11 protein-coding genes and 1 riboswitch are annotated in these 14,191 nt (G+C 56.6%); of the genes, 1 reads left to right on the forward strand and 10 read right to left on the reverse strand.

Annotated elements, in window-relative coordinates; translation table 11 throughout:
• Positions 1-102 precede the first annotated feature (102 nt).
• A riboswitch (cobalamin riboswitch) is annotated at positions 103-317 on the reverse strand.
• A gap of 552 nt (positions 318-869) precedes the next feature.
• Positions 870-2,327 carry a catalase KatA gene (katA, locus tag DYE26_RS14900; RefSeq protein ID WP_036625034.1) on the forward strand — a complete coding sequence of 486 codons (1,458 nt, stop codon included), beginning with the start codon at positions 870-872 and terminating at the stop codon, positions 2,325-2,327.
• Positions 2,328-2,458: 131 nt separating this feature from the next.
• Here the strand turns inward: katA and DYE26_RS14905 are convergent, their stop codons facing one another.
• From DYE26_RS14905 to DYE26_RS34215, 10 genes are all read right to left on the reverse strand, one after another.
• Positions 2,459-3,418, reverse strand: coding sequence for a TRM11 family SAM-dependent methyltransferase (locus DYE26_RS14905; RefSeq protein ID WP_036625036.1), 960 nt, complete (start codon positions 3,416-3,418; stop codon positions 2,459-2,461).
• Positions 3,419-3,610: 192 nt separating this feature from the next.
• Positions 3,611-4,423, reverse strand: a complete 813-nt coding sequence (locus DYE26_RS14910; protein WP_036625037.1) for a TIGR03915 family putative DNA repair protein — start codon at positions 4,421-4,423, stop codon at positions 3,611-3,613.
• Positions 4,408-5,733: a putative DNA modification/repair radical SAM protein gene (locus tag DYE26_RS14915; protein WP_036625039.1), complete on the reverse strand. Its 1,326-nt coding sequence runs from the start codon at positions 5,731-5,733 to the stop codon at positions 4,408-4,410. The genes DYE26_RS14910 and DYE26_RS14915 overlap by 16 nt, the downstream gene beginning before the upstream one ends.
• Before the next feature lie 525 nt (positions 5,734-6,258).
• Positions 6,259-7,038, reverse strand: a complete 780-nt coding sequence (locus DYE26_RS14920) for an ABC transporter permease (protein ID WP_036625042.1) — start codon at positions 7,036-7,038, stop codon at positions 6,259-6,261.
• A gap of 14 nt (positions 7,039-7,052) precedes the next feature.
• Positions 7,053-7,844 (reverse strand): ABC transporter ATP-binding protein, encoded by a 792-nt coding sequence (locus tag DYE26_RS14925; protein WP_036625044.1) that lies wholly within the window; start codon positions 7,842-7,844, stop codon positions 7,053-7,055.
• 13 nt (positions 7,845-7,857) lie between these two features.
• A complete protein-coding gene (locus DYE26_RS14930) occupies positions 7,858-8,934 on the reverse strand; it encodes an ABC transporter substrate-binding protein (RefSeq protein ID WP_051985640.1) in 1,077 nt (358 codons plus the stop codon).
• 34 nt (positions 8,935-8,968) lie between these two features.
• On the reverse strand, positions 8,969-10,420 hold the full coding sequence (locus tag DYE26_RS14935; RefSeq protein ID WP_036625047.1) for an aryl-sulfate sulfotransferase: 1,452 nt from the start codon (positions 10,418-10,420) through the stop codon (positions 8,969-8,971).
• Between the two features lie 13 nt (positions 10,421-10,433).
• Positions 10,434-11,177 carry a MarR family winged helix-turn-helix transcriptional regulator gene (locus DYE26_RS14940; RefSeq protein WP_155620490.1) on the reverse strand — a complete coding sequence of 248 codons (744 nt, stop codon included), beginning with the start codon at positions 11,175-11,177 and terminating at the stop codon, positions 10,434-10,436.
• Between the two features lie 485 nt (positions 11,178-11,662).
• Positions 11,663-12,595: an MsnO8 family LLM class oxidoreductase gene (locus DYE26_RS14945; RefSeq protein ID WP_036628596.1), complete on the reverse strand. Its 933-nt coding sequence runs from the start codon at positions 12,593-12,595 to the stop codon at positions 11,663-11,665.
• Positions 12,596-12,995: 400 nt separating this feature from the next.
• Entirely contained in the window at positions 12,996-13,883 is an 888-nt protein-coding gene (locus DYE26_RS34215; protein WP_051985641.1) for a histidine phosphatase family protein, read from the reverse strand.
• Between the last annotated feature and the right edge of the window lie 308 nt (positions 13,884-14,191).

Here is a 14,191-nt window from a genome sequence, read left to right on the forward strand (position 1 = left end):
GATGGGGGTACGTCCACAAAGCCATGCCTTCTGCGGGAAACGGATCTCCCGCCTTTTGGGCATGGTGCTCTTAGCAGAACGTTATCCTTTCCTCGAAGGACCGTCTTTAATCTCCCGTGGGCAGGTCTCCTGACTTGCAGGCTTCGACGCCGGCTCGCCTTCCCATCCCCCGTCTTAAGCGGATGACAGTGGCAATATGAGCTGCGTCCCTGTTTACAGTGGCGGGACCGTGCCGGATTTGCACCGGCTTCCCTTTTAACCGAGAAGCCGCGGCGGCAAACGCACCGGCTTCAAGGACCTACGGGCACTGATTTTCGCTTGGTTCCAGGCTTTCTTCACTTTAGGATTATAGGTTAAAAAAATAAAACTTACAATAACCACCCTTTTGTTGGAGGCTCAGCCAAAAAACGCGCTTAATACAAAATATTCAGCCGTGCCTCTTCATCCTAACCCATTCAGTCCCTGAACAACTCCGGCGAAAAATAAGGACATAAAGTGTCTTTATTTCGCCGATCCCCGCCCATTTTAGAGAAATAGAGGCATTTTATGCTGCTATTTTATTAGGACCGCAAGGAAATGCCCCATCCTGGACCATTCAAAGGAAAATAGGTACATAAAATGCCGCTAATGGGGATGTACATGTTGGAGTTCGGATCATAAGCACTTAAAATGTCGCTATTTTGAAGGCCGATGGTTTCGGTAGCTGATCGTTTCGGCAGCCGATAGCTCGAACGCGCCTTTATACAACCTTCATGCATATTTCATCATCGATTCATCGCGCCTTCATGACAAAGCTCCCCCGTCCCGGTAAAGTTAAGTTATCAAAACGAGGAAAATTGAATAATCCATATTTACTAAGAGGTGATCAAATGACTAATGATAAAAAACGGTTAACCACCAGCTGGGGCGCTCCAGTCGGGGACAACCAAAACTCGATTACGGCCGGTCAGCGCGGCCCCGTCCTCATCCAGGACGTCCATTTGCTTGAGAAGCTGGCTCATTTCAACCGGGAGCGCGTACCCGAACGCGTCGTTCACGCCAAAGGCGCCGGGGCCCACGGGGTATTTGAAGTGACGAACGATGTCTCTAAATACACCAAAGCGGCGTTTCTGTCCGCAGTCGGGAAGCAGACCCCGATGTTTATCCGTTTCTCGACGGTAGCCGGTGAACTGGGCTCCGCGGATACCGTCCGCGACCCGCGCGGATTCGCCGTGAAATTCTACACCGAGGAAGGCAACTACGACCTGGTCGGAAACAATACGCCGGTGTTCTTTATCCGCGATGCGATCAAATTCCCGGACTTCATCCATACGCAAAAACGGCACCCGCAAACGCACCTGAAAAATCCGAACGCCGTGTGGGATTTCTGGTCCTTGTCGCCGGAGTCGCTGCATCAGGTGACGATATTGTTCTCGGACCGCGGTATTCCGGCTACATACCGTCATATGAACGGTTACGGCAGCCATACCTTTAAATGGGTGAACGCGGAAGGCGAAGCGGTGTGGGTGAAATATCATTTCAAAACGAATCAAGGCATCCAAAACCTTGACGTCAAGCTGGCCGAAAAATTGGCGGGCGAAAATCCGGATTACCATACCGAGGATCTTTTCAACGCGATCGCTCAAGGCGACTTCCCGAGCTGGACGCTGTACGTGCAAATCATGCCGGTCGAAGATGCGCAAACGTACCGTTTCGATCCATTCGACGTGACCAAAGTATGGTCGCAAAAAGATTACCCGCTGATCGAGGTCGGCGTGATGACGCTGAACCGGAATCCGGAGAACTATTTTGCCGAAGTCGAGCAGGCGACATTCTCGCCGGGCAACTTCGTCCCGGGCATCGAAGCTTCCCCGGACAAAATGCTGCAGGGCCGCCTGTTTGCTTACTCTGACGCGCATCGTTACCGCGTCGGCGCCAATCATAACACACTGCCGATCAACCGCCCGATCGCCGAAGTGAACAACAATCAGCGCGACGGCTTCATGCGCGGAGACGGCAACGGCGGAGCCTCCGTTTACTATGAACCCAACAGCTACGGCGGCCCGGCGGAATCTCCGCAGCATAAAATTTCGCCGTTCGAAGTGTCGGGATATGCCGACAGTGTCGCCTACGACCATGATGACCACTATACGCAAGCCGGCGACCTGTACCGCCTGCTGAGCGAAGAAGAACGCACACGTCTGGTCGAAAACATCGTAAACGCCATGAAACCGGTGGAAAAAGACGAAATCAAGCTGCGGCAAATCGGGCACTTCTACAAAGCCGATCCGGAATATGGAACGCGCGTTGCCGAAGGCCTCGGCTTGACCGTACCGCAAGGTAACTAATCCGCCCAAAAGTGCATGTTAACCTCTAAAAAATAAAAGGAATGCGTACCTCCGCTTAGGACGGATACGTATTCCTTTTCCTTTTCACATAGATGAGTGAATAACGGCAAAGGCTTAACCGTATTTATTGCCTATACCGGCTGCTGTGCGGTCAACCATACATGACGGACAAAAGCTCCTTTGCTGACGGAGCAGGAGTCGATGATTTTCAGGCCTGCGGCTTCAATTTCGGACTCAAGCGGTTCGGAAGAGACGATCACCGCCCGCTTGCTGATCCGCTTTACGCTGGCAAGCATGCGGCTGCGCTCGGAGGCGGAAAGGACGGAGCATAAATTGTACGGCAGATCGACGATCGCCGCATCGAACGGCTCGTTAATATCGTTCAAGTCGCCGATGGCTACCAGACCCGCATCATCGTAACCGAAATGGCGCAAATTAACCCGCGCCCCGCGAACGGCCAGCGGATTGAGATCCCGGCCTACGATATCGATGCCCATCGACAGCGCTTCGATCAGCACGTTGCCCATGCCGCAGCACGGATCGATCGCGCGCACGCCTTGCGGATCGGGCACGGCGATGTTCACTAATGCCCGGGCCACGACGGTCGTCAGGCCTGTGGAATAATTTTGCGGTTTATGCTTATGACGCTGCCAGACCGGCTCGGCCGGCCGGCAAATGCCGAACATCCAGCCATCGTCTAACGACAGCAGTCCAAATGTCACATCCGGCTGCCTCATGTCGGCCTTGCCGCGGATCCTTCCGCCTAGCTGCCGCTCCAATTCGCGCTGCTGCTCATAAGTCCGTTTCAAACCGTTTTTGAGATACAACACCTTAAAGGTACGCCCGTCCAGTTCCAGCTCTGCCATCCGGGCGATGACTTCCTCCAGCGTCCCGGCGGCCAGCAAAACGTCCACCCGCATGGAAACAAACGGACTCCGGTTCGGTTCAATCCGTAAACGGCTGTCTATCAAAGCAAACGCCCCAGGCTCTTGTCCAAACAGGGCGCGAAGCTCCATCCGGCATAGCTCCAGCTCGTTCTCATGGCATGCAAAAGGATAGATGTACCGCAAAGGCGTTTGATTCAAATCCACTCCGTCAACTTCCCCTCTAAAAATACCTTTCCGTCCATTGTACCAGAACCGCGGGAAATCGGACGATGCCAAGCGTATCCAGGCGTTTACTGCGGGCGGTTACTGCAGGCGTTCACCCCAGGCGCTTGCTGCAGGCCGTTTACCGCTGGCGTTTACCGCTGGCGTTTACCTCAGGCCGTTTACCGCTGGCGTTTACCGCAGGCGCTTCGACTCCGGAGAGTCGGGGCGGTATTCGCGCACTCCCTGCATCTCGGTCAATTGTCCCCAGTAGCGCTTGGGCATATGGGACATCTGCGCCCGAGGATTAATCCTCTCCCGGATCGCCACCGTTTCGTAAAACTGCTTCCAAAGGCGGCGGTACGCTTGTTCCTGCTCCCCCGCCTCAGGCATAATCAGCTCGTCGACGTCCACGATCTCCGCTTTCCCTGCCCCCGCTTCCTCCGCACGGTGAATGAGCGCCTGTCCATGGGTTTTGTCGTAAATCATAAAAGACTCCTTCCGGTAGCGGTCGCAAAAATGCGCGGCCAGCAGCGGCAGCACCCGGTTCCTCGGCTCAATGACCGAGACCAGCGTCTCTCCGTACACCGAAAAGCGCACGAAGCCCATCAAGGCATGGCTCTCCGTGTTCAAATGCCGCACCGCCTTGCGCAATCGGTGCACCGTGTTCTCCGTCAGCATATCCATCACCGCCCGCCCATGCTTGAAGCCTAGCCGCAGGAACCGGTAAATCAGCAAATCCTTCTGCGGATCGCAGGTGAGAAAACCGCGGCGGACGAGCTCTTGGGCGGCCGGCGATATTTTTTGCCCGATGGCCGCGTACACCCTGTTAGCCTTCTCCGGACAGGTTTCCACCCAGCGGGTTACAAACAGAGTATACTGCGGGTCAGCATCCGAACGCAGGTCGACCAAATCCTCCTTCCGCGCATAGCTCTCAAACACGCAGCTCAGCAAGCCGTCAAAGCTGCCGTCGTAAGCGTAAGCCGCATCGCTTATCCAAGCAGCCATGGGCTTAGCTCCTTCCCGGTCTGCCCCGCCAGCTCCTCGTCCGAAAACAGCGACAGCTGCTCCACCTTCGGCTTGGGCAGGAACATATCGATTTCTTTGCGGGACAGCAGCGACCTGAGGATTGTGCTTTCGTTCACTTTCAACCCCTCAAGCCGCCGGCCCGAGCAGATGATAAAATATTGGGCCCGTTTGAGCACGACACCCAGCTTCTTTAAGCCGGAAAAATCCAGCCGCGCCGTTCTGCGCGCAGCCACGATCCGCTTGGCGCTGCGAACGCCAATGCCGGGCACGCGCAGCAGCTCTTCATAAGGGGCCTTGTTGATCTCCACGGGAAACCGTTCGATATGATTGAGCGCCCAATGGCATTTCGGGTCCATGAACAAATTGAAATTCGGGGTGTGCTCATCCAGCAGTTCCTTCGCTTCAAAACCGTAGAAACGCAGCAGCCAGTCGGCCTGGTACAGGCGGTGCTCCCGCAATAGCGGCGGCTTGCTGCCGGGCGACGGAAGCAGCGAATGCTCCGCGACCGGGGTATACGCCGAGTAATATACCCGTTTCAGCTCGTATTTCCTGTACAGCGCCTCCGTTAAGGTTAAGATCCTAAGATCGCTGTCCGGCGTCGCGCCTACGATCATCTGGGTGCTTTGCCCGCCCGGCACAAACCGGGGAGCGTGGCGGTATTTGACGAGATCGGTGCTGTTCTCCCGAATGCCCTGCCGGATCGCGGTCATCGGCCTCAGGATCGCTTCTTTGCTTTTGTCCGGGGCCAACTGGTGCAGGCTGTCTTGTGAAGGCAGTTCGATGTTCACGCTCATCCGGTCGGCCAGCAGGCCCAACCGGGAAATCAGCGCCGGATCGGCGCCGGGAATCGCCTTGACATGGATATAACCGCCGAAATGATATTTCCGGCGCAGCAGTTCCAGCACCCGGATCAGCTGTTCCGTCGTGTAATCCGGATTCCGCATGATGCCTGAGCTGAGAAACAGACCTTCTATGTAATTGCGGCGATAAAAATTTATCGTAAGCTCCGCCAGCTCCTCCGGGGTAAACATAGCCCGGCGCGTATCGTTGGAGCGGCGGTTCACGCAGTATTTGCAATCATAAATGCAGCTGTTCGTCATCAGCACCTTCAGCAGCGAAATGCATCGTCCATCCGTAGCAAAGCTGTGGCAGATCCCCGAGCTGACGGCGTTTCCCAGCGAGCTGCCTCCGCTGCCCCCGCCGTTCCCGCGCTCCGCCCCGCTGGACGAACAGGATACGTCATATTTGGCCGAGTCCGTCAAAATGGTCAGCTTGTCATACACATCCATACGCTATGGCCTCCCTTTTGACAGCATTATATTGCGAACACACGTTCTTGTCAATGATTAAGACCGCCGAAGTCCGAAGGAATTCGTTCCGGCGGCCCCTATGAGTCCCTTTGCAGTTCCTTTGCAGTTCCTTTGCAGTTCCTTTGCAGTTCCTTTGCAGTTCCTGTGCACTCCCTTGCAGTTCCTGTGCAGTCCCTGTGCGGTCCTTTTAATGTACAAGCAGGTCTCTAGCGGAAATAAAGACAATTTATGGCCTTATTCTTGGGTTTCATCCCTTTTACTCAAAATAGAGGTAATTTAAGTTGTTATTTGGGAATTCATCTGGGAAATATCGCCCATTTGACGTCATATCTCAAAAATAGAGGCAAAAAAATCCCCTATTTTTACTGTGCACCCTTTTTTCACAAAAATAAGACCCGTATTTGTCGTTATCTCAGGACATACACAAATACACGGGCCATCTGTTCCCCTCGGAACCCCCACAATTCTGGAAAAAACGCCGCCGCCCGGTCTAACGCTTTCGGTTTACCTTCTTCCGGCCGGCGCGGTGCCGATCACCCCGTACCGCCACAGCACCCTGCGGCCAAACCAGCCGAACAGCCGGTCGGTGGCAAATCCCATCAACCCCAGGCTGAGCAAACCGACAAAAATCCAGTCGGTACGGAAGAACAGCCGGGAGTTCCAGATCAGGTAACCGACGCCTTCGTTCGCCGCGATCATCTCCGCCCCGACGATCGCCATATACGAGGTGCCCATCGCCAATCTGACGCCGGTGAAAATATACGGCGCGGTCGCCGGCACGATCACGTGCCGGACGATTTGCCACTCCGAAGCGCCCATGCTGCGGGCCGCGCGGATTTTGTCCTCCTCCACCGCCAGTACCCCCGTCAGCGTGTTCATGATGACGATAAACAGCGTCGCGTACAAAATCAGCGCGATCTTCGACTGCTCGCCGATGCCGAACCAGACGAGAAACAGCGTGATGAAGGCGATCGGCGGAATAAAGCGGATGAAGTTCAGCAGCGGTTCGGCAAAACGGCGGATAAAATCCACCTTGCCGATCAAAATGCCAAGCGGGATGGAGATCAGGCTCCCCAACATCCAGCCGCTGAACACCCGGTAGAAGCTGATCCCGATATATTTCGGCAGCGAGCCGTCCCGCAGCAGCTCCAGCGCTCCCGCCGCCGTATCCGCCGGCCCGGGCACCACCTCGGGACCGTAAAGCCAGGCGCCGCCTTGCCAGGCGGCCAGGATGAACAGCCACAAGAAGAGCAGGCCGGCCCATTTCTTTTTCAGCAATGTCATAAGATTCGCCCTTTCTATTCGTCAAAATGAGCTTGAATCCGCTGGTAATGCTCGTAAAATTCCGCCGCGGACACGTCGCGCGGATAGGCCAGCGGAATCTCGTAAATCCGCGAAATGTTGGAGGACGGACCCGAAGACATGATGCCCACCCGTTCCCCGAGCAGGATCGCTTCCTGAATATCGTGCGTCACGAAGACGATCGTTTTGTTCGTCTGCCGCCAAATGCGCACCAGCTCCTTCTGCATCGTCCGGCGGGTCATGGCGTCCAAAGCCCCGAACGGTTCATCCATGAGCAAAATTTCCGGATCATTGGCCAACACGCGGGCCAGTTGAACCCGCTGCTTCATGCCGCCGGACAGCTCCTTGGGAAATTTATCTCCGTGGCCGGCCAGCCCGACAAGCTCCAGATAACGGTCGGACACAGTGCGGCGCTCTGGCTTTGGCACCTTTTTCATCTTCAGCCCGAACTCAACGTTCTGGCGGACGGTCAGCCAGGGAAACAGCGAGGAATCGGCCTGCTGAAACACAACCGCCCGATCCCGCCCGGGCCGGTCGACATCCGCGCCGCCAACCCGCAGGCTGCCGCTTGTTTTGGAGATGAAGCCGGCGATCATGTTCAGCAGCGTCGATTTGCCGCAGCCGCTGGGCCCCAGCAGGATAAAAAACTCGCCGCCCCGGACGACGAGGTCGACATCTTTGATAATGTAGTGAACCTCCCCGCTCCCCGCTGGACGCTGATCGCTATAGCTCTTGCCCAGCCCCGCGATCGTAATCGTGCGGTTCTGCGAAACCAATGACACGGACATGCCCTTCCCCTCCTTACGGTGTAATCGTTACGCGATCCGGTAAAACCTCGCGCAGAAATTCCAGCTTAATTTTATCCTTCAGTTCAAAATCTTTTTCGATAATTCCGTTCTCCACCATATATTTTTTCTGCCTTGTCAAACTGTCGTAAGCGGCCTCCGTAAAATCGACGTTCCAATTAAGCACCTCCAGGTCCTTAAGCGTAGACTCCCTCGGCTGCTTGACTTCCTTATACAAAATGTCCGCGACCTCCTGCGGATTTTCCTTGACGAACCGCGAGGCTTCATCGAGGGCGCGCAGGAAATTCGCCACCGCCTCCGGACGCTCGCGGATCAGCGCTTCGGGCGCTGCGATCTGGCTGCCGATCCGCACCTTCGTCTGCGACATGTCGGTCAGCTGGCGGACCCCTTCGGCGGCCTCGAACTTCGCCACCAGCGCCGCGCCGCTGACCCAGACCGCGTCCACCTCGCCTTTTTTCAAAGCGATATACGCTTCGTCCGAGCCGCCTTGCCCGATGAGCTTAACGTCGTCCAAGGCGAGGCCGTGTTCGGCCAAATATTCGTCCCATAAATAGGAGAGAAAAGTCCCGCGCAAAAAGCTAAGCTTCTTCCCTTTCAAATCCTCCGGTTTGCCGATGTCGTCCCGCACGAACAGCTTCCACTGCTTCGCGTTTTGTTCGGTCGAGGTGCCGGTCGAGGCGATGATCGCAAACTCCCCTTTGCTCACAGCGTTCAAAATCGGAAAATCGGCGCCCCAGGCGATGTCCGCCTGCTTGATGAACAGCGAGTTGATGCCTTCCGCCGGCGTGGCGAAAGCGACCAGCTTCGCTTCAATGCCGTGTTTTTCAAAAAAACCTTTGCTTACCGCCGTGCGCAGCACCGGATTGGTGGAAATGTCGGCGATATTCAAGGTAACGGGGGCTTGCTTCTGCCGGTCTTGCCCCCCGCCGCTCCCGGCGCCCGCGGCCTGCACTGCCGCCTGGGAACCCTCCTTCGCCGAACCGCAGCCGCTTAAGACGAGCAGCAAGGCCGCAAATAGCCAAATAATCAGGCTCGGCACCGTTTTTGCCTTCGTTTTTGAGGATATGGCCATACGTGGTCGCTCCTTTCTTCTATGTGGGTTCCCGTTAAGACGGATCCGCAGCCGTGCGCGGCCGTTCATCAATCCGGGCGACGCAAAGCGCGCCTTCGCCGTAGGAGACGGTCCCTTCCACGGTGACGACCGAATCCGTGCCTTTCCCCGCGGCGCCGGGCACCCGGAAGCTGGTCACGTCGAGCGGCTCGATCGCCCGCTCCTCGGGATGCGGAAGCTGCGGCACCCAAGTGTAAGGAACGCGGTAAGCGCGGTAGACCATGTTGGAGTTCCGCTTGTTTTTGTACGGGGAAATATATTCCCATACGAGCTCATGCTCCCGCGTCACCTCGAAAATCCGCCCATCCGCTCCTTCCGTTATCAGCGTGTTGCCGTTCGGCAGGCGCTGCGCGGAGCTGATGTACGGGCTGTAGAAGCGGTAGGAGTCGAGCGGCGCCTGAAATCCGGCTTCCGCCGGCGTATACTGCCAGACGATCTCCAGGGTGACCGGATCGATTTCCAGCACGCGCGAGTGGTCGCGGACGGCGTTTTTCTGGCCGGTCGGCGAAGCCGGATTCGGCAGCCCGTACCCCCCCCAGCCGCCGTTGTCGAATACGAGCAGATTGCCTTCGCCGGGCAGGCCGCGCGGGATCAGATGGGCGTGATGCTGGCCGATGATCCACTCCAGATGGTTGACCTCTGGCGCCGAATAGTCCGGTCCCAGCTTCCAGACAAGGTTTCCGCTTTTTTTGTCGATGATCGCGATGATGTTGCTTTCCCGGGCGTCCCAAATAATGTTGTCGGGATGAAAGCGCTCGTCGCCCGCGTCGTAATGGCGGTTGGGTCCGAGCACCGACATCGAGTTGATATGCATCCAATCCCCGGCCTCATTGCCGAAAAAGCGGGTATTCGGTTCTTCGCGCAGCACCTTTTTCGCCGCATCGTCAAAACCCAGCTCGTCAAAATGCTCGTGGCAGTTCCATTCCCAAACGATGTTGCCTTCCCAATCGACCTCGATAATGGAGTCGTCCAGTAGCAATTTATCGGAAATTTTCGGGTTGCGCACATTTTTGTGAACCAAAATCAGTGTGTTGCCCCCCTGCGTTTCGGGCTCAAGTCCCGGCGCAAAATAACCTACCGGATTGCCGGCCCGCTGATAGTCGTGATGGGCTCTCGCCATCCACTGCGGCTCATGCCCGGGGTCTTCGATCCATTCGTGGCGGTTGAAGCGCCAGACGATATTGCCGTCCCAATCGACCTGAACGAGATCGGCCTCGTCCTGGAACCCGTGCTGCGGATCGCGTTCGGCCGTGCTTCCGAGCACATATCCTCCGGGCAGCAGCTTGTTGGGAAAACCGCGCAGCCCCTGCCACAGCCGGATTTCTCTCCCGTTCATATCGATCAGCAGCGCGCCTTGTTCGGCCGCCTGATAAATCGTGTAGCCGCCATAAGCTTTCTCCGGCTTGTAAATCGTTGCCCCCGTCGGATAAATCGTCGGATGCCCCATGTTCCCCACTCCTTCAATAAGATAAAAATCTGCTCTGGACCTGGTTCTTGTTACGGTTGTTGATCTGGTCCTGGCCTTGATCGTGATTCTGATTTTGGTCGTGATCCTGGTTGTGATCCCGATCCCGATCCCGATTCCGATCCTGACCCCGATCCTGACCCTGATCCTGGCCCTGGCTCTGGTCCTGACCCAGTTCCTGCTTCCGGCCCAACTGTAGCTCCTGGTCCGCGCGCTTACTGCCTTCGCTCGGCTTTTGTCCGGCATTGCTCTCCGCCAGCGCGTTCAGCGTACCGGAGAAATGCTCCAGATTCCCGGCCAGCTTTTGGAAAAGGCCGGCCATTTGCTTCAGCTCCTCCGGGGAGAAGCCATCGAACAGCAGCGTGATGCACGCCGCGCCGATATTGCGGTTGCGGGCCATCATTTCCCTGCCCTGCTCCGTTATATCCAACCATACCGTTCTCCGGTCGAGCGTCTGGCGGACCCGCCGGGCGAACCCTTTTTGCTCCAGTTTGTCGCACAGCCCCGTCACGGCGCCGGAGGTGAAATCGAGCTCCTCCGCCAAATCGCCAAGCCGCTGCGGCCCTTCCCGGATCATTTTTTGCATGACCAGCAGTCCGGGAAGCGCAATCCCTACAACTTCCACTTTGTCCCTTTCCTTCACAAACCGTCTGACCACTTTGCGGAACAGCCAGTCGGCTTCCTCCAGCAGTTCCCACTCCGCATGACAACCGGATATGCGTATCACCTCCTTCGGCAAAAATAAAAGGCCCCCAAAAGCTCCCCTCAACAGGGAGCCTCCGGAAGCCTTTGGCGGTCCAATCGGCTGCAGTCCAAAGCGTATCTTAGACTTCTCTTAGCGCTAAGATAATGAGCTGTGAACGATTTTTCATCATATTAAACCAATTATTCTTACCAGTCAAGTATGAATTAAAGAAAGCTGGTCTACGGCCAGGGACATACTAACCCAAGGCTATGCCACATCCTGCTAAATGCAAAAGAGCATGCGAATTTCGTCGATATTCCCCGAAATAGGCGGCTCAACTGCAAAAGTGCATTTCATTTCCGGGCAAAAGATACTTTTTGATCCGATAGCCCCAAATCAGATGCATTTTTGCATTTCAATCACTCAAAACGGAAATTTATAATGAGTTGAAATGCACTTTTGCATTTGATTCGGTCAAGCCGCGCCATTCTTCCGAAGGAGCATGCAGAGGCAATACGTGCTGCCTTCAACGGAAGACCTCAGACTCCGCACTCCGCAACCGATGTCGCAAGCAGCCGGTAGGAGCGCAGCCGTTTTTCGTAATCGGGAATCGGCGTCACGATCAGAAATTCCTCGTTGCCGTATTGCCGCTGCATCTCCGCCAACTGCTTTCTTACTTGCCCGGCCGTTCCGGCAAATCCGCTGAAAGGGGAGCCGCCGCGGGCACGATATGCCGCTTCCACACCGGCAGCCATGGCTTCGGCCTCCTCCCGGGTTTCGCCGCAAATCACGCTGACCGCAAGGATCGTCCTCGGCGCTGATTGAAAAGAGGATGGCTGAAAAGCATCCCGGTACGCTTTCAGCGTTTCGATGCCGTCGGTCTCGCTCATAAAGCGGCCGAACACGTACCCCGTGCCGAGCTCGGCGGCAAAGCGGGCGCTTTTGACGTTCGTGCCCAGCAGCCAAAGCTCGGGCGGCGTTTGCGGAACCGGCCGGGCCGTTACGGGGCGCTCCTCATAGCGGTATTCGTCCCGGAGCAGGGCGGCAAGATCGCCGGCCAACTGACGGTAACGGGCCACCCGCTCCAAAAAATTGCCGCTAAGCGCCATGACGGTATGCGCTTCTCCCCCGGGCGCCCGGCCGATGCCGAGGTCGATTCTGCCCGGATAAAGGGCGGCCAGCAGCCGGAAGCATTCCGCCACCTTCAGCGGGCTGTAATGCGGCAGCAGTACGCCGCCCGAGCCGAGCCGAATCCGGCTTGTCCGCGCGCCGATATGGGACAGCAGCACCTCGGGGGAGGCGCTGGCCAGCATCTCCATGTCATGGTGCTCCGAGGTCCAGTAGCGCACGCAACCCCATTCTTCCGCCCGCTGCGCCAGCAGCACGGCCTGCGCCAAAGCCTCCTCGGCGCTATGGCCCGGCAGCTTTGGAACCATATCCAGCACCCCAAGCTTAAAGTTGATATTCGGCACGGCCAAACCGATCCCGCCTTTCTTTTCAAGTGATGTATGTAGTAGCGGGGATCAGTCTCCCCGCCATAATTATCGCATACCGGCCGCCAAAGCTCCCCTAGGCCAGCGCCGTTCCTTCATCTCTCATTGGAAAAATCCAATAGATTGGCGGAAATCCCCCGCCTGCTTGAGCACTCATTGGAAAATATCCAATAAATTTCGCTCAAACCGTCCATTTTGCGCCCTTCTGAACCTGATCTTTTGGAAAAAATCCAATCAAATCGCTGTATCTATCAACCTTTTTCCAGTTATATCACAAATGTCCAATCAAGCCACTCTAATTACCTTATGATCGTCAACCCTATTGGATATTTTCAATTCAGAACGTTACGGATACCTTATCAAATTCACCGCTTCAAATTCATTGCTCCCACTGAAGCCGCTTAATTCCGCCCGGGGGCAGCCGGGTATCCCAAAAGCCGAGCCCGGGCTCCAGCATCGATGACAACAGCGAGATGACCCCGCCGTGGGTGACGATCAGCAGCCGTATCGTTCGGGAGTTCCGCGGCAAAACCTTGCTTGTCTCAAGCCTCACATCAATATGTTCGCTCATCGCCCCGGTACATTTCCACAATGGCTCTGCTGGTTCCCCTACGACCTCAGCATGCTCTCCCGAAACCTCCACATTTTCCTGCATCAGCTCGCCGTTCTCACGCATCTCCCCGCCCGGTTTCCCCATCGTCACGGCGTTCTCACGCATCTCCTCGGCCGATTCCCCCATCGTCACGGCGTTCTCACGCATCTCCTTGGCATCTATCCGTTCCCCATCTACGTTTCCCCGTATCTGCCCAGCGTCTTCTCTGCGCAACCGTCCACCCGCGGCCAAAGCTTGCGAATATGCCGCCAGCTCCTGGCGCACGCCCTCAAGCCGCGCCCGAAACGCCTGCCACGACTCGCCGCCCGGCGGCGTGACCCGCTGCGGGTCGTCGATCCAGGCCCTGTACGAGGCATCGTCCTTCATCATCTCGTACGTCCGGCCTTCCCACGCCCCGAAATCCATTTCCCGCAAACGGCGGTCGGCCACGCAGCGCTCCATCAGATCCGGGCGGGCGTATTCCAGCGTTTGCCGGCAGCGCACAAGATCGCTCGAGTAAACGGCGGAGAAGTCCACCCCCGCCAGCTCCAGCCGAAGCGGTTCCAGCCCGGAAGCTTCGCCGGGGAGCAGCGCAGGATCGCTATGCCCCTGATACCGATGCTGAACGTTCCACTCGGTTAATCCGTGACGGATAAGCCACCATTCGATCCGCACTTCCCTCCCTCCTTTCGCTTTCGCCGCTGTATAGTTTCTCCCATGATTATACTCCTCAAGACCAAGCTTGGCAGCTTTAGCCGCTCCGATTTTAACCTTTCCTTATCGCCCTGGCAGCGGCAAGGCGAGCAAGGTTTGCAGGGTTTGCAGGGTTTGCAGGGTTTGCAGGGTTGCGCCCCAAAATAGCGGCCGCGGGCAACCCAGACGGCCAGCAGATCGCACCGACAATCCCCGCCTAAACGGCCAAAAGGATGGGTCCGGTTTTCCCCGTTCCCATCCTTTCCATCGCAGCTGCTAAGCCAAATGTG

It is taken from the genome of Paenibacillus macerans, assembly GCF_900454495.1.
GTDB lineage: Bacteria > Bacillota > Bacilli > Paenibacillales > Paenibacillaceae > Fontibacillus > Fontibacillus macerans.